Source organism: Flavobacterium sp. C3NV (assembly GCF_046825355.2).
GTDB lineage: Bacteria > Bacteroidota > Bacteroidia > Flavobacteriales > Flavobacteriaceae > Flavobacterium.
In genome coordinates, this window is sequence record NZ_JBKQBJ020000016.1 from 25126 (window position 1) to 50197 (window position 25072).

19 protein-coding genes are annotated in these 25072 nt (G+C 34.0%); 10 read left to right on the plus strand and 9 right to left on the minus strand.

The window, feature by feature from the left end; all coding sequences use genetic code 11:
* Window position 1: 1 nt before the first annotated feature.
* A complete protein-coding gene (locus ACIDC4_RS19745; RefSeq protein WP_412044198.1) occupies window positions 2-631 on the plus strand; it encodes a DsbA family oxidoreductase in 630 nt (209 codons plus the stop codon).
* A 366-nt stretch (window positions 632-997) separates the two neighbouring features.
* Here ACIDC4_RS19745 and ACIDC4_RS19750 read toward each other — a convergent pair whose 3' ends face one another.
* Window positions 998-2770: a MutS-related protein gene (locus ACIDC4_RS19750; protein WP_412044199.1), complete on the minus strand. Its 1773-nt coding sequence runs from the start codon at window positions 2768-2770 to the stop codon at window positions 998-1000.
* A gap of 65 nt (window positions 2771-2835) precedes the next feature.
* Window positions 2836-3669 carry a universal stress protein gene (locus tag ACIDC4_RS19755; RefSeq protein ID WP_230039397.1) on the minus strand — a complete coding sequence of 278 codons (834 nt, stop codon included), beginning with the start codon at window positions 3667-3669 and terminating at the stop codon, window positions 2836-2838.
* A gap of 184 nt (window positions 3670-3853) precedes the next feature.
* Here ACIDC4_RS19755 and mnmE point away from each other — a divergent pair, with 184 nt between their 5' ends.
* From mnmE to ACIDC4_RS19790, 7 genes are all read left to right on the plus strand, one after another.
* Entirely contained in the window at window positions 3854-5254 is a 1401-nt protein-coding gene (gene mnmE, locus ACIDC4_RS19760; RefSeq protein ID WP_412044200.1) for a tRNA uridine-5-carboxymethylaminomethyl(34) synthesis GTPase MnmE, read from the plus strand.
* A gap of 636 nt (window positions 5255-5890) precedes the next feature.
* Window positions 5891-8689 (plus strand): outer membrane beta-barrel family protein, encoded by a 2799-nt coding sequence (locus tag ACIDC4_RS19765; RefSeq protein ID WP_412044201.1) that lies wholly within the window; start codon window positions 5891-5893, stop codon window positions 8687-8689.
* A gap of 4 nt (window positions 8690-8693) precedes the next feature.
* Window positions 8694-9476 (plus strand): GLPGLI family protein, encoded by a 783-nt coding sequence (locus ACIDC4_RS19770; protein ID WP_412044202.1) that lies wholly within the window; start codon window positions 8694-8696, stop codon window positions 9474-9476.
* 332 nt (window positions 9477-9808) lie between these two features.
* The gene (locus ACIDC4_RS19775; RefSeq protein WP_412044203.1) at window positions 9809-10426 is read left to right on the plus strand and encodes a TetR/AcrR family transcriptional regulator; all 618 of its coding nucleotides are present in this window, start codon (window positions 9809-9811) and stop codon (window positions 10424-10426) included.
* A gap of 27 nt (window positions 10427-10453) precedes the next feature.
* Complete coding sequence (locus ACIDC4_RS19780; protein WP_412044204.1) at window positions 10454-11818, plus strand: TolC family protein; 1365 nt, start codon at window positions 10454-10456, stop codon at window positions 11816-11818.
* Between the two features lie 16 nt (window positions 11819-11834).
* Window positions 11835-12956, plus strand: a complete 1122-nt coding sequence (locus ACIDC4_RS19785) for an efflux RND transporter periplasmic adaptor subunit (protein WP_412044205.1) — start codon at window positions 11835-11837, stop codon at window positions 12954-12956.
* An 8-nt stretch (window positions 12957-12964) separates the two neighbouring features.
* Window positions 12965-16033, plus strand: coding sequence for an efflux RND transporter permease subunit (locus ACIDC4_RS19790; RefSeq protein ID WP_412044206.1), 3069 nt, complete (start codon window positions 12965-12967; stop codon window positions 16031-16033).
* A gap of 136 nt (window positions 16034-16169) precedes the next feature.
* Here ACIDC4_RS19790 and ACIDC4_RS19795 read toward each other — a convergent pair whose 3' ends face one another.
* From ACIDC4_RS19795 to ACIDC4_RS19815, 5 genes are all read right to left on the minus strand, one after another.
* Window positions 16170-17804, minus strand: a complete 1635-nt coding sequence (locus tag ACIDC4_RS19795) for an NADP-dependent glyceraldehyde-3-phosphate dehydrogenase (protein ID WP_412044207.1) — start codon at window positions 17802-17804, stop codon at window positions 16170-16172.
* Between the two features lie 190 nt (window positions 17805-17994).
* Complete coding sequence (locus ACIDC4_RS19800; RefSeq protein ID WP_412044208.1) at window positions 17995-18399, minus strand: hypothetical protein; 405 nt, start codon at window positions 18397-18399, stop codon at window positions 17995-17997.
* A gap of 160 nt (window positions 18400-18559) precedes the next feature.
* Entirely contained in the window at window positions 18560-19072 is a 513-nt protein-coding gene (locus tag ACIDC4_RS19805; RefSeq protein WP_412044209.1) for a PRC-barrel domain-containing protein, read from the minus strand.
* 46 nt (window positions 19073-19118) lie between these two features.
* Window positions 19119-19286, minus strand: a complete 168-nt coding sequence (locus ACIDC4_RS19810) for a hypothetical protein (protein ID WP_412044210.1) — start codon at window positions 19284-19286, stop codon at window positions 19119-19121.
* Between the two features lie 514 nt (window positions 19287-19800).
* A complete protein-coding gene (locus ACIDC4_RS19815) occupies window positions 19801-20259 on the minus strand; it encodes an RNA methyltransferase (protein ID WP_412044289.1) in 459 nt (152 codons plus the stop codon).
* A 282-nt stretch (window positions 20260-20541) separates the two neighbouring features.
* On the opposite strand from ACIDC4_RS19815, the gene ACIDC4_RS19820 reads away from it, so the two are divergent.
* On the plus strand, window positions 20542-21708 hold the full coding sequence (locus ACIDC4_RS19820) for a hypothetical protein (protein ID WP_412044211.1): 1167 nt from the start codon (window positions 20542-20544) through the stop codon (window positions 21706-21708).
* Window positions 21709-21811: 103 nt separating this feature from the next.
* Window positions 21812-22171, plus strand: a complete 360-nt coding sequence (locus ACIDC4_RS19825) for a hypothetical protein (RefSeq protein WP_412044212.1) — start codon at window positions 21812-21814, stop codon at window positions 22169-22171.
* 47 nt (window positions 22172-22218) lie between these two features.
* Here the strand turns inward: ACIDC4_RS19825 and ACIDC4_RS19830 are convergent, their stop codons facing one another.
* Together ACIDC4_RS19830 and ACIDC4_RS19835 are read right to left on the minus strand one after the other, a co-directional pair.
* Window positions 22219-22737, minus strand: coding sequence for a ClbS/DfsB family four-helix bundle protein (locus ACIDC4_RS19830; protein WP_412044213.1), 519 nt, complete (start codon window positions 22735-22737; stop codon window positions 22219-22221).
* Between the two features lie 222 nt (window positions 22738-22959).
* The gene (locus tag ACIDC4_RS19835) at window positions 22960-25005 is read right to left on the minus strand and encodes a site-specific recombinase (protein WP_412044214.1); all 2046 of its coding nucleotides are present in this window, start codon (window positions 25003-25005) and stop codon (window positions 22960-22962) included.
* Between the last annotated feature and the right edge of the window lie 67 nt (window positions 25006-25072).

A 25072-nucleotide genomic window follows, 5' to 3' on the forward strand; every position in this document is an offset into this window, starting at 1 on the left:
TATGAAAATAGAAATTTGGTCGGACATCATGTGTCCGTTTTGTTATATCGGAAAAAGACAATTGGAAACCGCTTTAGCTGAGTTTCCAAATGGTGAATTTGAAATTGAGTGGAAAAGTTTTCAACTTGACCCCACTATTACACCGCAAGCGGATAAAGACGTTTTTACGTTTCTGGCGGAACGAAAAGGTATTTCGATTGAGCAATCAATAGAAATGCATAAAGGTGTCACAGAACGCGCAAAAAGCGTTGGTTTAGACTATCACTTTGATAAAGCTATTATCTCAAATTCTTTAACCTCTCATCGTATTATACAATTGGCTAAAACCAAAAAATTAGGCGATGAAATGGAAGAAATTTTCTTTAAAGCTTATTTTACTGAAGGAAGGGATTTAAATGATACAGAAACTTTGATAGAGTTGGCTGTAAAAGCTGGTTTAGATTCTAATGAAGTAAAAGATGTTATTGCGAATGAAAATCTTTATTTAGATAATGTTCATTCAGATATTCATGAAGCGAATGAAATTGGTGTGCAGGGAGTTCCGTTTTTTGTTTTCGACAGGAAATATGCGGTTTCAGGCGCGCAGCCGGTTGAGGCTTTTGTGAATACGATTAAGGAAGGATTGAAGTAAAATATTAAATTTATACATAATCTTGTCATCCCGAGGAACGAGGGATCTCCACAAGCAGCTCTACAAAGATTGGCGATTTTGCAGGAGGAGTTTCTTGCGGAGATCCCTCGTTCCTCGGGATGACAAACTGGCTCTAAAAACTATGCTCTCTTCGACTTCGCTCAGAGTGACAAATTTTAAGATTAATTTTATTTTGAAAACGAATGCCCTAGCCCTGATAGAAGTGGAAATCCTTTTGTGTCCGCCGCGGCGGACACAAAAGATTAGAACGGATAGCAGGAAATAGCTCCTAATTCAAATTTAAATTCTAAAGTTTAAAAAATGCAAATTCCAAACAATCTAAACTCTAAAATCTAAAATCTAAAATTATATCACTCCCATTTTCTGCATTAAGAAAGTGGCGCTTCTATTTTTACAAATTCCGTTGCGAAGTTTGTAATCGAAATGAAGATCGTTGTTTTGAATTTCTACTTCGAAACATTGGTTGGTTAGAATATCAGGATATTCGTTGGTTGTCAGGCAAACTTCAATATCGTGCGTGGCAATGGCGCCAATGGCATTTTTAGCAATGATTTTTTTGACTACTTCTATTGTTCCGTTTCGTTTGTCATCAGAATTTGTTCCTCTTAAAATTTCGTCTAATAATACAAAAGCCGGACGTTCTTCTAAGGCATCCATAATTTGCTTTAAACGTTTGATTTCGGCAAAGAAGTAGGATTCACTATCCGCTAAAGAATCTGATAATCGCATTGAAACTAAAACTGGAAGTGGATGCATGTTTGCCTTTGACGCACAAACTACTGACCCTATTCCACCTAAAACCATATTGATTCCTAAACTTCTTAAAAAAGTACTTTTTCCGGACATATTAGAACCGGTTAAAATCATATAGGATTGCGGATAAAAATGGGTATCGTTCCCTACTCTTGTTGCAGGATTAAGTAACGGATGGCTTAGGTCTGAAAATCCGATTTTATACTCTGAATTGATTTCAGGAAAAACAAAATCAGGATTGTTATACGCCAGATTTGCCAAACTGTTCAGGGCTTCAAATTCGCCGATAATTGTAATCCATTTTTCGAGTTCGGTCGAATAATTGTCTTTCCATTTTAAAAGCGCTTTTAAAACATGAAGATTGAATAAAAATGTTCCGTTGAAAACCGTAGCTGTCACAAAATTGTTGATAGTATCCATTCTCGAAAACAATTCAGACAAGTCTTTTAAATGTGTACTTGCCGTTGCGTTTCTAAAAACAAGCTGTTGTTGCAGGTCGATTAATTTCTTTGACTGAAAATTTTCGGTTTCAATTTTCTGAACCAATAAACTGTATTGTTTGATGATTTTATCTACGTTATCTGCTTTTGCAATTTCGGATTGTATGCGTTTAAAAGATTGTCCTAATACAATTAGATTTGCAATAAAAACATAAGTGAGATACGATAAAATAATCGTTTTTGATGTGATAAAATAGGCCGCCAAAAATCCTAAAAACAAAGCTGGAAGAATAACTGATAATGCAACTATAACTTTAGGTAGCGTGTTATTTTTAAATGAATTCCAGTAAAGTAGTGATTCATATGAATCTTTAGAATCATTACTAATCATTGCCAGAGCCAAAAAATCCTGACGCCAGTCGATTTTGGTTTTAAGTTCATTTATTGCTTCCTGATTTTCCAGAATAGTTTTATTAGAAGACAAATTTAATAACTGATTGGCTAATGTTTTTTTTCCGATAAAAGTGGCGGTTCTGTTGATGTTTTGAAATAAAGAATGCTCTCCAAAAATATCCAGATCATAAGCATAAGGATGATGAAAGTCGTTGAATTCGATTCCGTTTTCAAAAGGGATTTTTTCTCTTTTTAGATATGTAATTTCATCTTTATTGATTTTTAAAATGGCTTTTGTAAGCTCTCTTTTAAAAGACAACTTTGAATGGATTCTCATTAAAAAAAGAAAACCAACAAAAGATAGAAAAGCAAAAGCGGCGTATAAGATTTCGTTTGTTTTGATGTAATAGAACAATAAAAATAAACAAAGAAAAACACTTAAAAGACGCAAGATACTTATGCTATTGTATCTTTTATTGATTTTATTGAAAATTGCAGTATAGTGCTCGACTTTATTTTGATATGATTCCATTTTTTGAATTTAATGAAATACAAATATAGGTTTTACACTTACAAATTTACTATCAAAGTAAAATTTTAGGTTTCGTGCATTACTAAAACCGGCACAGAAACTTCTTTGGCAATTTTTTTAGTGAAACTAGAGTCGAAAAGACCTTCAAAGAATGATCTTTTGTGTGTTATTGTCGTAAGGACGTCTATATCTTTATACAATATAAAATCAAGAATAGTTTCTTTTACTTCGTCGCTTGGCAGAACCAGAAACTCAATATTTTCATTTGCAAATTCTTTTTCCCATTCTTTAATAGTCACATCAGAAACATCTGAACTTGATGTTTTAACGTACAGGCTTTTTACTTTTGCATTTGTTTTTTTTGCAATATCCAGTACTTTTCTAAGTTCGACTTTGTCTTTTTCGCGGTATCGGGTTGTGAAACCAATATTTTTTATTTTTTTGAATTTTGTATCGGCAGGAATGCATAAAACAGGAACCTGAATTTCTGAAATGACAGCGCTTGTATTTGATCCCAGGAAAAATTTGGTCCAGTCTGTTTCTCCTGATGATCCCATAATCACAAAATCTACCTTGTCTTCTTCGACGGCATTTTTTAAGTTGTAAATCAAATCTCCATCCATCAGACGGTGTTTTATTACAATGTCGCCTAAATTTCGTTCGTCTGCTATGGTTCTTAACTTTGGGATTTCGTCTTTGAACATTTCAAATTTTGCCAATTCTATCGAGCTGTAAATCGCGGCATAGTTTTCCGGAAAAAATTGACTGTCGTATACCGGAATTTCAAAAGTATGTAACAAAATAAGTTCGGCATTAACCACTTTTGCAAATTCTAAAGCATGCACAAATGCATTTGTTGCACATTCTGAAAAATCGGTGGGGAATAATATTTTTTTCATTTTGATTTTGATTTAGAAGTTGTTCTCTCAAATTTAGTCATTCTATAATAAAAATACTCTGACAATTATCAGTATTTTAACATTTAATAATTTATTGATAAATATATTTTTATTGATGAAAAGAACATGCTTTAGGTATGGTCTTAAAGGCTCAACTTTATTGCTTTTTTTATACCTTTGCGGCATGATAAATCAAGATTCTATAGTTGCATTAGCTACTCCATCCGGAGCCGGGGCTATTGCTATAATTCGAATTTCGGGTTCTGAAGCGATTGCTATCGGAAATTCGGTTTTTAAATCCATCAAAAACAAAGACTTAACCAGGCAAAAAACGCATACTTTGCATTTGGGGCATATTGTAGATGATTCGAAAACACTTGACGAAGTATTGGTTTCTGTATTTAAAGGACCAAACTCTTATACCGGCGAAAATACAATCGAAATTTCTTGTCACGGTTCTACTTATATTCAGCAGCAAATTATTCAGTTATTATTGCGAAAAGGCTGCCGTATGGCTGATGCGGGTGAATTTACTTTAAGAGCTTTCCTGAACGGAAAACTGGATTTATCTCAGGCAGAAGCTGTTGCCGATTTGATTTCATCAGACAATGAAGCTTCTCACCAAATTGCGATGCAGCAAATGCGTGGTGGTTTTAGTAATGAGATTGCCAAATTACGTGAGGAACTTTTAAACTTTGCTTCATTAATAGAATTAGAACTTGATTTTGCCGAGGAAGATGTAGAATTTGCCGACAGAACTCAGTTTCATGAATTATTGAACAGAATTGAATTTGTTTTAAAACGTTTAATAGATTCATTTGCAGTTGGAAACGTAATCAAAAACGGAATTCCTGTTGCTATTGTTGGTGAACCAAACGTAGGGAAATCGACTTTGTTGAACGCTTTATTAAATGAGGAACGCGCCATAGTTTCGGACATTGCCGGAACAACCCGTGATACTATCGAAGATGAGTTGGTTATTGGCGGAATTGGCTTTAGATTCATCGATACGGCTGGAATTCGTGAAACCAAAGATGTGGTAGAAAGTATCGGAATCAAAAAAACTTTCGAAAAAATTGAGCAGGCACAGGTTGTGATTTATTTATTTGATGGTTTAAAATTCCAGGTTTCGAGTTCTGAGTTTGTTTCTGAAATTGAACAAATCAAAAATAAATATCCGCTAAAACCTTTGGTTATTGTCGTAAATAAAAAAGATATATTGTCTGCTGATGAAGTAGCAAACATCACCACTAAGCTTGAAAATCTAAACGCAAAACTATTATTGATTTCTGCTAAAGAAAAAATTGGTGTTGACGATTTGAAGAATGAATTGCTTTCGTTTGTAAATACGGGAGCTCTTCGTAACAACGAAACAATTGTAACGAATACAAGACATTATGATTCGTTATTAAAAGCTTTAGATGAAATACAAAAAGTAAAATACGGACTTGAAACCAATCTTTCAAGTGACCTGATTGCGCTAGATATCCGTGAAGCTTTATACCAGTTTGGGTTGATCACAGGTCAGGTCTCAAATGACGAATTATTAGGGAATATCTTCGCAAATTTCTGTATCGGGAAATAGACAAATAATACAAAAAAATACAAGTAAACGACTTAAAATATTGATTCAAATATTTTAAGTCGTTTTTTTATTTACTTTTTCTTTTGGGACCTATTATGATGTTTTGCCTAAATTTTTACTATATAATTTTATTAGATCAAATGGAAGAAAATAACCATCTAAAATAGTATTAGTACCAGCAACACTATGTAGATCATCGGGACGAAATCGTAATCAACTTAGATGAACTTCCAATCAAGAATTTAAGATCAACTTAATATTGGTAAAAAACAGGATTGGTAATCTAAAAAATTAATCATAATAATAAAGATAAAGTCTTTTTTTATATTGTAGTATTTTTATTTACTTTTGGCCTGTATTAATATTTAACTATTATAGTAACGATCACTAATCAAAATCGTTAAAACTTACAACGCTAACAACCAAAACCTCGTAAAAAAATTATGAATTTCATAAAATCAAGCCACTATACTTCAGCAAACCCGTATCAAAAGGTGCTATTTCAATTTCTATTTTAGAATTTACAATCTTGCTTAATCCAAAAAATAAATCACACAACAAGTGCATTTTAGTTCTATTTCTCAAAAAATAGAATAGAACAATAATGCCTACTTTTCAAAAAACCACAACCAATTAATGAGACAAACAATACTATTATTATGTTGCTTTCTTTTTTTATCCAATACTTTACAAGCACAAATATCAGGCACAGTAAAAGGATATGTAACAGATACCATAAACAATTCTACTTTAACGAATGCATCAGTCTCTTTGTTAAGAGCACAAGATTCAATTTTACTAAAATATACCCGAGCCAAAGAAAATGGTTATTTTGAGTTGAATAATATTAAATCCGGTAAATTTATTTTACTGGTTTCTTATCCTAAATATGCTGATTTTGTAGATCAATTTTCTGTTGATTCCACAAAGTTAATCAAAGATTATGGCAAAATTAATTTGGCTGATAAAGGAAGAATACTATCCGAAATAATTATAAAAGGCAATAGAGCCGCCATGAAAATCAAAGGAGATACGTTAGAATTCGATCCAAAAGCTTTTAAAATAGAACCTAATGCAAAAGTGGAAGATCTGATAAAACAGTTCCCGGGAATACAGATTGATAAGGATGGAAAAATTACCGCTCAAGGCGAAACAGTAACCAAAGTTTTGGTTGATGGTGAAGAATTTTTTGGTGATGATCCCACTTTAGTTACAAAAAATCTACGTGCGGACATGGTTGATAAAGTACAATTGTACGACAAAAAAAGTGATCAGGCTGCTTTTACAGGAATTGATGATGGTCAGAAAACCAAAACACTAAATGTGAAACTTAAAGAAGACAAAAAAAATGGTCATTTCGGGAAAGTAGAACTCGGAGGAGGAACTGATAATTTTTACAAAGGCCAAGCCATGTTTAATAAGTTTTGGGATAAGAAAAAATTAGCCGCTTATGGTATTTTAGGCAACACAGGACAAGTAGGATTAGGATGGGGAGATAAAGATAAATATGGTCAAAGCAGTTATCAAGTAAGTGATGACGGCGGTATTAATTTTTCAAATAATGGAAATGATGAATTTGAAAGTTGGGATGGACAATTTAATGGTGAAGGAATTCCAGTAGCTCAAACTGGCGGAATACATTTTGACAATAAATGGAACAACGATAAAGAATCTATCAATGTAAATTATAAAATTGGCGATATCAAACTTTCAGGAGATCGCAATGACATTAACCAGCAAAATTTAAGTTCCAGCAGTATTTATAATACTTCAGACAAGAGTTTTGAGAAAAACATGACTAAAAATAAAATTGATCTGGCTTATGAAATTAAAATTGATACTACTTTAACTTTAAAATTAAATGTAGATGGATTATTTAAAAACAGTAATTCAAGTGAAGCAGAAATGCGAAAAGGTACTGACGAACAAGGTAACCAATTGAATAATTTGAAACAGACAACTACAAATGATGTTGATGATAAAATATTTAATATAAATACTTTATTAACCAAAAGACTTAAAAAAACGGGTCGAACATTATCTCTTAATCTAAGCCAATCGAGTACAGATAGCAAAAGTGATGGTTATTTAAATTCGAGAGCTGAATTTTTTACAACATCTGTAATTAGTCCGGATAGCACCAAAGTAGTCGATCAAAATAAAGTCAATAATATTAGAAATACAGTTTTTAAATCAAATTTAATCTATACCGAACCGTTATCTAAAAGCCTGACTTTAATTCTTAATTATGGCTTCAACATAAGTAACGGAAAATCTGATCGTAAATCTTTTAATCAATCCACAGATGGAAATTATAATGTTCTGGATTCTGTCTTTAGTAATAATTATGAATTAGACCAAACGATAAATCAAATTGGGGGGATTTTTAATTACAAAAAAAATAAAACTGTTTTTTCTTTTGGTTCTAAATTTAGCGGCGTCAACTTTAAACAGTATAATGTTTATACAGATGAAAATTTTACGCGAAAATTTATCAACTACATGCCTCAGATAAACTATCAATATAATTTTAAACAAAGAGAAGTACTGCGTTTGTCGTATAACGGAAACACCGATCAGCCCACATTAGAACAAATACAACCGATACGAAACAATCAAAACCAATTGAATACGATTTTGGGTAATCCAGATTTAGATCCTTCTTTTAGAAATATTTTTAGAGGAAGTTATTATTCGTATAAAGTACTTAGCAATCAATATTTTTCGGTTAATGCAACGTACAATTTTACGCTAAATCCAATAATAAGTAATGTGGTTACAAATGATAGAGGACAAAGTATCTCTCAATTTGTAAACCTAAAAGACAAAGCTGCAACTGGTTATTTTTTGAATACTAATTTTGGTAAAACAATCAAAGCTATAGACATGAACGCAGGAATTGGTTTAAGCGCCAACAAAAATGTAAACTATAATTACATCAATACAAAACTGAATCAAACTAAAAATTCAACTTATTCCTTTAATCTAAACTTATCAAAGTATAAAGAAAAAAAATACAATTTTAATGCCAGCTTCGGACCTACTTACAACGTTGCTAATGCAAGCATCAACGAAAATAGTAATAGCGATGGCTGGGGTTTTAATGGGAATTTCTGGACTAGTGTAGAATTACCTTTTAAACTAGAAATTAGCACAGATGGTAATTATCAATATAATGGAAAAACGCAAGTGATTCAGGAAACTTTTGAACGTTTTATCTGGAATGCATCTATCACCAAAAAATTCTTTAAAACAGATAATTTACGAGTTTCTATAACGGGAAGAGATCTTTTGAACCAGAATGTAGGATTTAATCGTTCTGCATTTAATGGAAATATCAATCAAAGTACTTATACTACGATCCAAAGATACTTTTTATTCTCTGTAAGCTGGGATTTCAGCAAAATGGGCGGAGGAGAAATTAAACAAAACTAAAACCATGAAAACAATAATAAATCGCATCTTAATTTTAATAATTGTACTAACAAGCTGTAATACTATTGCGCAAAATGACCACTTTGTACAAAATGGCGTAATCGAATTTGAGAAAAAATCGAATATGTATGCTTTGATTACAAAAAAAATAAAAGGAGAAACTGATAGTTATTATCAAGCTGCTTTTGAAAGTTATAAAAAAACCAATCCGCAATTTAAAACTACAAAAAGCACTCTCAGTTTTTCAAAAAACAAGAGTTTATACAAATGGGATGAAACAAATCAGTCAGCAAGCAACAGTTGGATTGCTGACGATGCAATGGCTAATTTAAAAAATATTATCGCCACAGATCTTGATGCAAAAACCAGTATTACACAAAAAAATGTTTATGACGATTTATATTTAGTTAAAGACAGTTTACGCAAAATTGACTGGAAAATTACCGATGAAACAAGAGAAATAGCGGGTTATGAATGCCGCAGAGCAAATGCTATAGTTCTCGATTCTGTTTATGTTGTTGCCTATTACACTATTCAAATTCCATTTGCTGGTGGTCCTGAATCTTTTACAGGATTACCCGGAACAATTTTAGGATTGGCCCTGCCGCATGAAAATATGACATGGTTTGCTACAAAAGTTACAGAAATTCCAGTTTCTGATAAAGATTTAGCTCCACCAATTAAAGGTAAACCTACTGACAATAAAGGACTAAACAAAATACTTTTGGATGCTTTGAAAGACTGGGGAAAATGGGCAAAAAAAACATTACAAGCCTACTCTTTATAACTAGCTATTAAAACTTATTCCTTACACAAACACTACTACAAATGGTTCCTGAGATTTCGGGAATATATCAAGGGAGCCAGTAATTAGTACATATCATTAGAGCCTCGAAGTAACATTTGGGGCACTACATTAGGCATTGCTTTTGCCTTATATCTATTCATTACCAAGGAATTTCATTCAAAACCGCATCAGAACATTACACGTTGCTCCTCTCTATAATTACATCGAAAACATCTGAGGAATTCGAAGAAACGATACAACTGCCAAGCTAATTTTAAATTATTATCATAAAAAAATGAACAGTGTTCATTTTTTATACATACATTTGCAGCATGAGTACAGCAGAAAGAAAAGCACGTGAAAAAGAAGCCTTAAAAATGCTGATTCTAAAAGGAGCCAAAAAACTCTTCTTAGAGAGAGGTATTGAACAGACTACGATTCGAAATATCGCTGATGAAATTGACTACAGCGTTGGAACTGTGTATGTTTACTTTAAAGATAAGAATGCTATTCTTCATGACCTCCACTCTATTGGTTTTCAAGAGCTAGGCGGCTATTTTACCGAATTGTTCGCTATTAAAGATCCAATGGAACGTCTTCGAAAAATGGGATTTACCTATTTGAAATTTGCCATGGAAAATTCAGAAATGTATGATTTGATGTTCATCGTAAAAGCTCCGATGGAATTTATTGAAAGTACTGAAAAAGAAGCATGGAATGAAGGAGCTGAAACTTTTGGTGCTTTAAAGAAAACCGTGGAAGAATGTATGAACGAAGGGCATTTTGAGGGACATTCGTTAGAAGCATTATCTTTTATGATTTGGAGTTTAGTACACGGAATGTGCTGTCTGGAAATACGCCAAAGAACAAAAGGTGTAAAATTTTCTAACCCGGATACCATCCTTTCTGATGGATACAATGAATATTTAAAAATAATAAAGAAACTTTAAACTTTTTTTTGATCAAAAAAATGAACAATGTTCAATTTAAAAACAATGTACAATAAAATGAAAAAGGCAATTACATTTACCATTCTTTGTTTTGGATTTATAGGATATTCCCAAAGCAAACTCGATAATTATATCCAGACTGGATTAAAAAGCAACGAGGTAATCAAACAGCATAACTTCGACATCAATAAAAGTATGTATGCCCTGCAGGAAGCACGTTCCCTGTTCTACCCTACTGTTTCTTTGAATGCCAATTATACTAAGGCCGACGGCGGAAGAACTATTGATATCCCGATTGGGGACATGCTGAACCCTGTATACAGCACACTCAATCAAATAACCAATTCGAATGCTTTCCCTTCTTTGCAGAACCAGTCGGTTTTGATTAATCCCGATAATTTTTATGATGCTAAAATTCACACAACAATGCCGTTGCTGAACTATGAAATTATCTATAACAAGAGAATCAAAAGCCAACAAACTTCTTTACAAAAAATAGAACTGGAAATCTATCAACGAGAACTGGTTAAAGAAATAAAAACGGCATACTATAAATACCTGCAGTCAATTGAAGGAATTAATATTTATCAGGATGCTTTGGCACTGGTAAAAGAAAACCAAAGGGTCAACCAGTCTTTATTTAAAAATGACAAGATAAACCGTACGGCCGTTCTTAGAAGTGATAATGAAGTAATTCGTATTGAGGCAAATCTGGAAACAGCAAAACAAGTCAGCAATAATGCGAAAACATATTTTAATTTTCTAATTAATCAAAAGCTTGACAGCGAAATTGAAGTTGATTCGGATAAAGAAAGCCTGCCTAGTACACTGGTACAGGAAAATACCTCAGGCAGAGAAGAACTTTCAAAACTTACCATGGCAAAAGATATAAATGAAAATGTAAGTAAGCTCACCCAATCGTATTGGTACCCAAAATTGAGCGGTTTTGCTGATTTTGGATTTCAGGACTTTGATTTCGAAGTAAATAAACAATCCCGATACTATTTTGCCGGTGCCGCTTTAGAATGGACTATTTTCTCAGGCAATAAAAACAAATACAGACTTAAACAGGTTCAGGAAGAAAGCAATAAAATAAACTCACAGACGGATAATGTAAAACAGCAGCTTCTGCTCCAGTTTCAGGTTACCCGAAATAATTTAATGTCTGCTTTGGAACAATTTAATGCCGATAAAAATCAAAAAGCAGCAGCCAAAAAATATAATGACGACATAACCAAATTATATAAAGAAGGGCAAGCCATCTACATTGAACTTCTGGATGCGCAAAATCAATGGGTAAATGCACAGCTTAATACTAATATATCTCTTTATAATTCCTGGATTGCGTATGCAGAATTAGAAAGAGCCAATGCCACTTTTACTTTAAAATAATCCAAAAACAACACTTATGAAATCGAAGATTAATTCATCCGTTCGCCTTTCAGACGCGGGGCACGAACACAAAAAAAAATATTTTACGCTTGTGAGTAAAAAATCAATAGTAGTATGTCTTTTTGCTTTTCCTCTTTTTTATGCTTGTAAAGAAGAGAAAAAAGAGCATAACCAATTTGAAACTGCGGATATTGTATCTATTAAAACAGCACCAGCCGGATCTTTAGCGCTTACAAGTAATATCAATGCTTCTGGTTTAGTCACAACAGAAAACACTGCCAATTACAGCTTTAAAATTGGCGGTATCGTAAGGTACATTTATGTAGAAGAAGGGCATTTCTTTAAAAAAGGACAGCTTTTAGCCGCATTGGATGAAACCGAAATTAGTGCAGGTTTGAACCAGACTGATTTAAATGTAAAAAAATACGAGAGGGATTATACCCGCGCCAAGAATCTCTACCAGGACAGCGTATATACTTTAGAACAGCTTCAAAATACTAAAACAGGTCTTGACATTGCCAGAAAGCAAAAAGATGCCATTGCTTTTAATGCCCGTTATGCCAAAATATATGCGGCGGCAGATGGTTTTGTATCTCAAAAAATAGCAAGCGAGGGCGAAGTTACAGGTCCCGGCTCTCCTATTTTAGCCATAAATGAAACATCCCATAACAATAATTACCTGTTAAAAGTTGGACTGACAGATAAAGAATGGGCATCGGTTAAAATTGGCCAGAAAGCATTGGTTACTCTCGATGGCTATCCGGATAAAAACTTTGATGCCGTGGTTTTTAGAAAATCGCAGTCTGCAGATGCCGCTTTGGGATCTTTTCAGGTGGAATTAAAACTGAACATGAACAACAGCAAACCTGCCGTGGGTATGTTTGGCAAAGCCGAAATACGTGCCGATACTGCTCAGGATTTAATCACGATTCCTTATGATGCACTTATTGAAGCAGACGGTAATAAGGCTTTTGTTTTTTTAGTTGAAAATAACAAAGTGAGAAGACAGCCTGTGACCATTTACAAATTTGAAAACAAAATCGTGTACATCAAAGATGGGCTTGAGAAAACAGACCAGATAGTGATTTCGAACAGCGCCTATCTCAACGAAGAATCAAAGATTAAGATCATTAAATAACAAGCACCATGAAGATTACAAACTTTGCCGTTAAAAACTATCAGTTCACACTGATTATATTTCTTCTCGTGTCTGTTGTAGGGTATCTGACCCTGTTTTCAATGCCGCGATCAGAAGATCCTTCTACTCATCCTCCGCAATATCTGATTACGGTTATTTATCCCGGAACCAGTCCAAAGGATATGGAAGAACAGGTAGTAAAACCTATTGAAAATAAAATTTACGGACTTGAGAATATTGATAAAATCCTTACTACTGTTGAAGATGGCGTAGCTGCCTTTCAGGTAAAATTTAAATATGGGGTTGATGTCGATAATAAGTATCAGGAAATTTCTACGGAAATGAATGCGTTGCAAAACAGCGAACTTCCCAAAGACATTTACCTTATAAAAACCGAGAAAATTGCTTCTTCAGATGTAAAAATTCTTCAGGTGGCCTTAATTTCAGAAAATGCATCAGATAAAAAACTGCGTGATGCAGCAGACGAATTGAAGACAAGACTGGAGAAAATCACCAATCTTAAAGACGTAAAATATGCAGGAATACCGGAACAGGAAATAAGAATTGATCTGCAGCTGGATAAACTCGCGCAGCTAAAGATCCCCTTGAATGTCGTTATGGGAAGTCTTCAGAGTGAAGCTGCCGATATTCCCGGAGGAAGCATCAATCTTGACAGTAAGGTGTTTAATGTAAAGACAAGCGGTAAATTTAAAAATGCCGATGATGTGGCCAATACTGTTATATACAATGCAAATGGTAAAATAATCTATATGAAGGATGTCGCTGAAGTAGGTTATAAATCCGAAACAGTAGATCATATTACCCGCATAAATGGTCATCGTTGTGTTCTGATTACCGTAGGTATGAAAGACAACGTAAATATAACTGACGTTCAAAAAGAATTTTTACCAATCGTAGAGGAATTCTCTAAAGACCTGCCTCAAAATATAAAACTGGTTAAAAACTTTGACCAAGCCAATATGGTATCGCAGCGTCTGGGACATTTAGGCTTTGATTTTACCCTTGCGATCGTTCTCGTGATCATTACGCTTTTACCATTAGGATCAAGAGCTTCCTTAATTGTAATGATATCCATACCGCTCTCACTGGCTTTAGGGCTTATTGTCATGAATGCATTCGGTTATTCCTTAAATCAGTTGAGCATTGTAGGTTTAGTGGTTGCTTTAGGACTTCTGGTGGATGATAGTATTGTGGTCGTCGAAAACATCGAGCGCTGGCTTCGTGAAGGTCATTCTAAAATGGATGCTGTTCTAAAAGGCACCAAACAAATTGGTCTTGCTGTTGTGGGTTGTACTGCTACTCTTGTGATTGCTTTTTTACCGTTGGCTTTTCTTCCTGATGTTTCAGGTGAATTTATAAGAAGTCTTCCTATGGCAATTATTACGAGTGTTTTGGCCTCAATGATTGTGGCGATGACATTGGTTCCGTTTCTGGGAAGCCGATTTTTAAAAACACACGAACATGGCGAAGGAAATGTTTTTCTTCAATACCTGCAAAAATTCCTGACACGATCTTACAGCAGGATTATGCCTAAAGCATTGCAGTTTCCAAAAACAACAATTGCTATATCCATAGCATTGAGCATAACCGCATTTGGACTTTTTAAGGCTACCGGATTTAAGTTATTCCCAACTTCAGAGAAACCAATGTTTCTTATTAATATAAAAATGCCGCTTCAAGCCAATTTGACCGAAAGTGACAGGGTTACAAAACTGGTCGAAGCTGAATTAAAAAACCACAAAGAAATTGTCTTTTATACAGCGAATGTCGGAAAGGGAAATCCGCAGATTTATTACAATGTACATCCGCAGGACAGAAAACCTGATTTTGCACAGATTTTTGTACAGTTGGAAGACGAGGCAAAACCTACCGAAAAAACAGCTTTGATTGAAAGGCTCCGAGAGAAATTCAAAACAATGCCTTATGCTAAAATCGAAGTTAAAGATTTTGAGCAGGGAACTCCTCTGGAGGCTAATATTGTAGTGAGGCTCTTTGGAGAAGATCCGGCTGTTTTACGTAAGCTTTCTTCTCAAGTTGAAACTATTTTACGCAATCAGAAAGGAACAGTTTATATCAACAATGAACTCAACACGTACAAAACAGATGTCAAAGTAAAAATTAATAAAGAAAAAGCAAGAACACTAGGTGTGATGACAAGTGAGGCAGATAAAGTTGTACGTCTTGCTGTAGCAGGATTAACTGTTGGGGATTTTATCGATGACAGAGGTGATGCCAGAAATGTTACCCTTACGCTGCCTAGAGATAAATTTTCTAATCTGGACGCTTTAAAAAACCTGTATGTAAATAATATTCAGGGAACGCCTATTGCATTGAACCAAATTGCAGAGATCTCTTTTGAAACTTCGCCAACGACGATTAATCATTTCAATAAATCCCGTTTTGCAAAGGTCACAGCATTATCAGACAAAGGTTATTATGCTAATGATTTATTAACAGAGATCATCCCTAAACTGGATAAACTTAAAATGCCAAAGGGGTATTACTATAAATTATCAGGTGAAAAAGAGTCCGAAGGAGATGCTCTTGGAGGGAATTTCCTTTCGGTAATTATTTTAAGCACATTCCTTTTCATTGGTGTACTGTTATTGCAATTCAAAACATTCAAAGGGATCATCATTGTACTTTCCATTATTCCGTTGGGAATTTTAGGAGGAGTTGTATTATTACTTATTAACGGAAGTCCTATGTCGCTGGTAGCTATTATTGGTTTTATTGGTTTGTCGGGCATTCAGGTTAAAAATTCGCTTCTTTTGGTAGATTTTACCAATCAGCTCAGACAAGAAGGACACTCCATAGATGAGGCAATTGCTATTGCAGGAGAAACACGGTTTTTACCAGTAGTGCTGACTTCCATAACGGCAATATGCGGTCTTATTCCACTTGCGCTGAATTCTAATCCTTTAATTGCACCATTGGCTATTGTTCTTATCGGCGGACTGATAAGTTCGACCATTCTATCGAGAATTGTAACCCCTGTGATGTACAAACTTATGCCCCCAAGTATCGAAATTGATACTAAAGAACCTCTTGATTAAATTCAGGATAAAAAACATATTAACAGGATAGATTAAATCAGTTTTATAAGGATAAAATCAACGGTTACGTTTTAAATACTTAATCTTAACAAAAAAGACAGCATCTAGCTGTCTTTTTTTATGCATTTTCAAAGTCTTAAAAAATATAATCTGTACTTAGAAAATTGGAATCGTGATCTCTTACAATCGAATTAAATAAAGTTTTATTTGCATCGGTAGCCTTTGTAGCCACAAGCGAACGAATTGAAAAAGAACGTAATGCATCTGATATAGACAAAGTTCCTTCGGCACTGTCTTTTCTTCCTGTAAAAGGGAAAACATCCGGACCGCGCTGCGACTGGCAATTAATATTGACACGGCTTACCAAATTTACAAAGGGGTCAATAAGACTTGCCACTTCCTGTGGATCTTCACTAAAAATACTGACCTGCATTCCGTGTGAGGCATTGATCTGATACGCTATAGGCTCCTCAATAGAATCAAAAGGAACTACAGGTACAATAGGACCAAACTGCTCTTCGTGATAAAGTTTCATTTTATCATTTACCGGATATACAACGGCAGGAAAAACAAACGAATTGTTGGTGTGGCCGCCATTTTCATTAATAATTTTAGCACCATTAGCCAAAGCATCGTCAAGACATTCTTTAAGGTATGCCGGTTTATCTACTTCTGGAAGTGGGGTTATTTTTACATCCTTATCCCACGGAAGCCCCGGTTTTAAAGCTGCTACGGCATCACTTAATTTTGCAACAAATTCCTCGGCAACTTCTCTTTGCACAAAAATTAATTTGAGCGCAGTACAGCGCTGCCCGTTAAACGATAAAGCACCAAGCAGACATTCATTAACCGCTACATCCAAATTGGCGTGTTTGGTAACGATCGCCGCATTTTTGGCATCAAGACTTAAAATAGACCGCAGTCTGTTGGCCTTAGGATGTAGTTTCTTCAGGCTATTGGCCACCTTACTCGAGCCAATAAACGCCAATACATTCACCTTTCCGCTTTCCATCAAAGGAGAGATAATTTCTGCTCCGCGCCCGTATAATGTATTTACAGTTCCAGGAGGAAAGGCCTCTTTAAAGGCATTCAGTAAAGGATAATGTGCCAGCACACCGTGTTTGGGTAATTTAAACAAAATAGTATTCCCCATAATTAATGCCGGAATCAGGGTCGTAAAAATTTCATTAAGCGGATAATTAAAAGGTCCCATACTAAGAACTACTCCCAGAGAAGACCTTCTCACTTGAGCCAGAATCCCTTCTGATTCTTCAAACCTTGAGGATTGCCTGTCGAGGTCTTTTAAAGCATCGATTGTTGCATTAATGTATTCGACAGTCCGGTCAAATTCCTTGGTAGAATCTCCAAGGCTTTTGCCAATTTCCCACATCAGGAGTTTAATGACAGGATCGCGCTGCTGGATCATCAGATATACAAATTTCTGCATGCAGGCAATACGATCCTCCACACTCATTGTAGGCCAGACACCTTGCCCGTTATCATACGCTGCAACTGCCGCGTCAAGAGATTCCATTGCTTCTTTGACAGTTGTATGAGGAATTGTTCCAACGAGTTTACGTGATAGCCCTTCCCCCGACCCGACAAAAACGGGAGAAAAAACTTCTGTAATTTCACCGTTCCAGGGTACTAACTGACCGTTTAAAAGGTATTCACGCTGGTGAATTTCTGAAATCTTATATTCATCGGGAATAAGGCTTTCATCTGTAAATAAACTGTTTATCGCAGTTATTGATGCTTTTGAATTTTCCATATAATATTATTTATAACAGGGTTCTTATGAGTAAAAAAAGAATGTTTTAATTAAAACAAAACCAATGTCAATTTACAAAAATTAACTATAAAGATCTGATATTGATTAAAATAAAAAAACAATTATAATTCAGGACAGTAACGTACCAAATAACGCAACATTGCTTTCTACTATTTATAAATTTCCTGAGTTATTTATCTTTTTTTGGAGCCGCTTTGTTTTTTGAAGTTTTTATTTTTTCGTTTTGCGGGTCTGAAGGACCTGAATAGGCGGCACCATCTTTAACGCTGGGCCCTGGTCCCGTTCCTGTTCCGGTTCCTTTTACTTCATTAACATCAACGCTTGTTCCCTGACTTGCTGCATTTGTACTTTCTGCTCCGGTATTTGGAGCTCCTACATCTCCGGCAGAACTATTACCTGGTGTTGCGCTGTTATTTGTAGTCGAAGAATCTGTTGCGGTTTGGGTACTATCAGATGTTTGTGTTTGTTGAGTGGTGGTAACTTCATCACTATAACCGTCCTGTTTTTTACAGGAAGACAGAAGGCCGTTTAAAATAAGGCCATATGTTATTATTGTTATCAATTGTTTTTTCATAATCCAAAAATTTAGTTTGTCGAAACTTGTAGTTTTGTTTTGGCAATTTTTATACTCTTGCTTCCCGATGATTAAATCAAAACTAAAATCCAGAAAAAAGATCAAACATTGTTAAACGTTTGATCTTCTTAATCATTTTTACTTTAATAAAATGTCGGTACTATTTGTTGTCAAATTCCCTGCGTTCGTAAAAAGAGTCATCATCACTATAATACACAGAGTCAGGATCATTTTCAGGATAATAAGACTTCATTACTCTTCTTTCATACTCCCTGTCAAAATTGTGCTGAGTATTATATCTGCTTGTTTTTCTAAAGGTATCATATCCTATACTGTTAGCCATAACAGTTTTCGTATCTTTATTAATACTGACCGATCCAATAGGAATTATAACATGGCTGTCTCCGTCTTTATAGATAAACTCCTGACCGTTATCTTTCGCTATAGCCTCATGAACTTCATTACGGCCATCTTCAATTAATGTTTTATCTGCCTTCACATCCAGATATACAACACGCTTCATATCTTTATTAACCCAAAGATTATCAATTGTGCCTATAGTACGGTTGTCACTATCTACTATTTTCCATCCTCGTACATCAGAATAGTTTGAAGCAATCTTATAATCAGAAAGTTCGTCTAACTTATATAAATTTCTATCTTTATTTTCCATAATTATTTTTTTAGTATTATCAATCATCTTCCGATAGTCTTACTGGCTAATTTGTCGTATTGTCTGTACTTGTAGTATTTTCAATTTGTACACCGTTTTCACTTGTTGTCGTATTATCTCTCAAAAAGACATAATATACAAGTGCTGCAATCAACAGGACTGCTACAATCCATGGCCATATTGCCTTTCTTTTCTCAATTTTAATTTCTGCCATAACTTATATTATTTGATTTATATAATAGTTTTTTAAATACTACTAAAGGTACAAATGAGATGAGTTTAAGAAGTATTAAATTTCAGCAGGATGTTACACAATTCCCAGTAGATCAGCTTTTTTATATATCAGAAGAGATGAATTCAAAGCCTAACAAGTGTTTTTTATGAAGTTAAAAATTTAAAGGAGGAGCTTTTCTAATATTACAAAAGCCTTTAATACTACCAAATAATTAATAGTAATAATAATTGCAGTTATTAAATATAGAAATAATGACTTCGATCTTTATATCTTACCTGTTTTGAATATAACTCTATGGTAAGATGGAGTAATTTATACTTTCTGGCAAAATATTTTTTAAGGTTATTATTATAGCCATGAAGAACAAACTTAAGAATGTACTCAAAAAAATTATCGTATAAAATTTACAAACCTCATTATTTTGCTTCTCTTGCTTTATAAATAAAAGCAGCACATAACTTGTCATAAATTTTCATACTTTTTAATTATGTCTTTAAGATCGCGGTTTCGACAAGTTTCTATCGTACATAATAATAGTTCCTGCCACGGCTACATTTAGACTTTTTTCTGATTTGAATTTTACTAAATGATGGCATTTATCCATTACTTTTCTCGATAAGCCATGATCCTCTGCTCCTAATAAATAAACACAACGTCTTGGATGTTCGAAAGTTTCTAAATCGGCAGCTTTTTCATCTAATTCAACACCAACTAATCTTGCTCCTTTGGGTAAGTTTTCGTAGAAAGCTTCAAAAGTATCATAATGAAAATAAGGAATTGATTTTACAGCGTCGTGAGTGTCACTGGCTTGTTTGGCATATCGATTACCAATGGTAAATATAAAAGTAGCGCCTAAGTTTTGAGCCGATCGCCAAAGAACACCCAAGTTTTCAGGCGTTTTTCCATTTTGTATTCCTATCCCGAAATATTCATTTATAAAGTTGTCATTCATAAGGGCAAAAATACAAACTGTATGTACATAAATCAATTTTTTATTATTCTGATTTTCATTAGTAACCAATGAAACTATTAGCAAAGAAAAAGCTTCCTTTTTAAAGAATCTTTTCTAATTCTGAAAAACTAAAAAATTACTACAATATATCTTATATTCGCTTAAAAGAAATCAAATCCCTTTGTGGTATATAAATCAACCAAATTAGAGCCTATTGACCTCTACAAGTTATATGTACAATTCTAAAAACTAAACCAGACCCGTAATTTACAACTTAAAAAAATGAAATTAAAATACTCTTTAACGCTCTTCATTAGTACGCTTTTCCTGAATGCACAGACCAGTAATTTGCAATTAAATTCAAATATTATTTTACCAAAAGACAGTATAGAAAGTAAAAAATTAACAACTTCTATAAACGAATTTTTAGTTGCCGCACAAAAACCAAACGAAGAAAATAAGTTCGTGCTTGAAAGTGAAAAGATCGAAACATTTATTTTACTTGATGAAATAAATGGAATAGAAAAAAACGGAAAACTTAAGGATGATTTTTTCTACAAACCTTATTTGACCAATGTGGTATCGATTGAAAAAGACAAGTATTTAGTGCAGATTTCGTATATGGGAGTGAATGAAAAAACACCAATATTATCTGGAAGTTTTGAGTTTATTGCTCACAAACAGAACAATTCATTTTTATTTTCTTCAACACTTATTCGAAATACAAAAAATTGGAAAGTCATAAAAGCAGAAAATAACACTTTTCACTATGAGTCCTCTGTCAACCATTCAAAAATAAAGGAATTTGAAAGGATGGCGAATTCGTTTGACAAAAAATTAAAAGTATCAGACAAACATTGTGAATTTTATTTAACCTCTGACTTTACAACGTTACAAAAGATCATTGGTATTAATTATAAGTTAGCTTATAACGGTTCCTCTGCGAACACTTTGAGTTCAGACGTTTCAAACAAAAAATTGATACTATTAGGCCGCAATAGTGCAACATTCGATAGTTTTGATCCACATGATTTATGGCACGACAGATTAAGCCTTGTTATTTCAAGAAAAAAAGTAAACAAGCCAATTGACGAAGGCTGTGCTTATTTATATGGTGGAAGTTGGGGAATAAGCTGGAAAGACATTTTTACTAAGTTCAAAGCAAAAGTAAGTTCCGATAAAAATATGGACTGGCTCAACAACTATGGAAAATTTGAAAATTTTGGAGAAAGCAAAGCGACTCATTTAATGCCCGAATATGTATTAAATGCTTTGTTTGTACAGAAAATTGAAAAAGAAAAAGGATTTGAAGGTGTTTGGGAATTTTTGAATTGCGGACCTTATGAAAAAATGAATGAAAACTATTTTAAAACACTTGAAAAGCTTACAGGTATATCAAAAACAAATTTTAATGCCAAAGTTTGGGAATTAATAAACAATGAAAAATAACTCTAAGTACATTTTACTCTAGTAATCATTACTTTCTCGATTTCATCATTAGTTAGCTATTTTACAAACCTCTATCCTACTAAATATTTATAAAAATTACTAAATGACGATACAAGAATTAATTGGCAGTTACTCCATTTCCGGAAGCAATCAGGACGAGAACAACGGAGTGACCTACAAAGGTATTTTGAGTTTATCTTTAGACCAAAACAACCGAATTTTGGCCAAATGGCTTATTAATAATTTGCAGGAACAAAAAGGCTACGGTTTTTTTAAGGACAATATTCTGGTTATAAATTTTAGCTATAAAGGCGACGATAATAAAACCTACAAAGGAGTTGCGGTTTACAGATGTATTACCAAAGATGTTCTGGATGGCTTTTGGTCCGAAAAACATGGAGATCCTCTCTATTTAGGAACCGAACATTGCCTACGAATAGAAAGCAGCGAGAGACCTAACTAGTGTTTTATCATTTATTCTGCCATTACACAAGATGAATTTTATTTTTTTTATTGGAATTTTTCATTCCTTTCTTTCTTCCATTTACGTATTCTCCCACGGGCATTTGTATAAGGCGAAGCAGTATTAAATTGAATCATTCTGCCTAATGTCCATTTTTCGTACCAGGGTATTTCGTAAAGTTCGTGATTCGATTTACTTTTAATAAATGTTATAATTGAAACTACAGTATGGTCCAGTTTTACAAGAAGTTCCTCAAAAGAATTGTCTTCATAATCTTTGTAAAATTTTTGAGCCAGTTTTCCTAATTCATTCCATTTGTAGCCGGTTTCCGGAAAATCGACAGCTTCGTTATTCGCCTTTTTATAATTCCATTTTAGTACCAATTCTCCCCAGCCTACAAGATAAGCCATGAGATTATTGATACTCATCAAAGTTCCTTTGCTATGGCCTTCAAGTTCTTTTACTGCAGTTAAATCAACAGGAATACTTAAAAGTTCCTTTTTAAGTTTATCATAATTTGCGGTTATTGCCTCCAGCAATTCATCTTGGTTAATGGGAACAGCCATACTATTAATTACTTATTTTTTAGATACTCGAAAATACGATAAAGTACCCAAATACCTCTTAATTATGAATGGTTTAAATTTTAAAAATAGCTTCCTGAAGTTCTTCTAAAGATTTTAAGTACATAAAAAGCAAGGTCTGCAATACAAACTAGTGTGGACCTTGCTCGTTATAAAACAAAAGAGGAATTGTCTTATTTTAAAGAAAACAAAATGACATTAATACTATTCTGAAACAGCACTATTCTTTGGCGGAAAAAAGAAATGCAAAGGCTTGCTTCTAAAATATCTAAAGATCGCTCTTGCTACTTTTCTTAACTCTGAAAGTGGAATATTTCGGGAACGAAACGCAAGCCCGAGTGATAAACTAAAACTAACCATAAAATTGACCAGACCAATAAGTCCAATACCTATTACGGACCAGAAAAACATTTGTTGACTTACATAAAAATCGGCACCATATAAAGCCATGGCGAAGTTTCCGCTGGCAAAAGTAATGTGTCTGATATCAATATTTAATCCAAAGAAAATTCCAATAAAAACAGTACTTCCCATAAAAACTCCAAACCAAAAATTGGAAATAATTCCTGCCCATTTATTTTCATAGACTGTGGCTAATTTCTTCGTCCATCGTTTTCCTAAACTCATTTTAAGTAGCGGATGTTCCTGAATACGGTAATAAATATGGTTGTGCTTATCGCGATTGGCAATACTACCCGCAATAATCCCTGATAAAAACAGAAAAACCCCGGCTATAGCGGCATGAAAAATTGCCGGCGAATAAATAGGATTCAGATCATTGATTAAAGTGGGCCATTTTTCTTTGGCAATATTATGATGAAATATTTGATCAATACCCCAAATTCCGAGTAATGAAACCGGAAAGGCAATAATAACATTCCCTACAAAGGCAATAAACTGCGAACGGAATACTCTGGCAAAAAAGATAGCAAACTCTTTGTACTTGTACTCTTTTTTGTCTTGTACATGCTGTTTAAAACCTTCCTGCAAAGCTCTTACCAAAGCAGAAGCTGTCATTGCCGGTTGTTTGGTTGCCAGGGTAAATCCCATAATATAAATGATGATAAACCCTATAGAATAATTCATGCTGTACAAAAACATATGGCCAAAGCCGCTGGCATGCACTTTTCCTAATAAGAGTTTGATAATACACAATATACCTACAATAAAACCACCACCAGCTGCTGAGAAAAACATTTTATAATACTCCTTGCTACTGTTTGTAATATAATGTTCTCCGGTATTGGCGGTATGTTGGGTTATTTCGTAAGATAATAGTTGAGTACTCTCGTTGACTAATTTTTGAATATTGTTTTTATTACAATTGTATTTAATCAGTTTATAAGAGAGGTAAATTGTATTTCTGTTGGCATCTTCTTCGTTACCCTTTATCAAAAGCGGCAGCAAAGATCTCAGACGGTCGAGTTGCTGGCGAATACGTAAAAGGCTTTGATTGACATGCAGCGAAATACCAAATTTATTACTGTTTTTAAAAGCCGTTTCGATATAATCTGTGCATTGTTTGTGCAGGATAATCAACTGTTTATAGTCTAGATCTTCGGCATTGATAACACTATCAGACACTGCTAACAGTTTCTCATTCATGAGCAATAATTCGCGCTGAAAGGCAATAAACGGACTTTCCAGATTTTCATATTCTGGCACCATTCTGATTACATCTGTTTCCATCGCAGATCCGCAGATACGGTAAGTAATAACTTCCATGGCAAAAACCAATTCATTAAAAGATGAATTCTCTTCGCCAGTTCCATAGATAGAACGAAATTTTAGCAGGGAAAATAACTGGAGGATTTGCCCCTGAGGTATTTTACCAATCCAGAGCAAATCTGTATTGACAAAAAATACCTGATTTAAGATAAATTGCAAAGTATCTTTTTCTGGCTGCTCAGGAATTAATTTGGCAAAAATTCTCTTGCGCACTTCAAAAAAGAAATTGGCATCCTGAAGAATTCCTGCATCAGAAAGGATTTTATTGAACTTTTTATTTTCTAAATTAATGGTGATGCAATCCATCAGACCGTCACGATAATTTGGATTTTCCTGAAGCAGATAAATGAGTGGAGAAAGATCGACTTCGGTTATTTTTTTTGGCTTTTTAGGACGAATTAAATTTACCAATTCTACCAACAGCTCTATATTTCCTTTTTTAGAATTCCATAACTGTTCATTATCAAAGTTTTTTTCGAAAAAATACTTTAAAGTCATTTTTGGTTTTCTTCTCAATTTCATTCTAATTCTATTTAATTATTGCTGTTTTGTGCAAATAAACGCATTCTTTTTATCAAAAAAGGCCAAA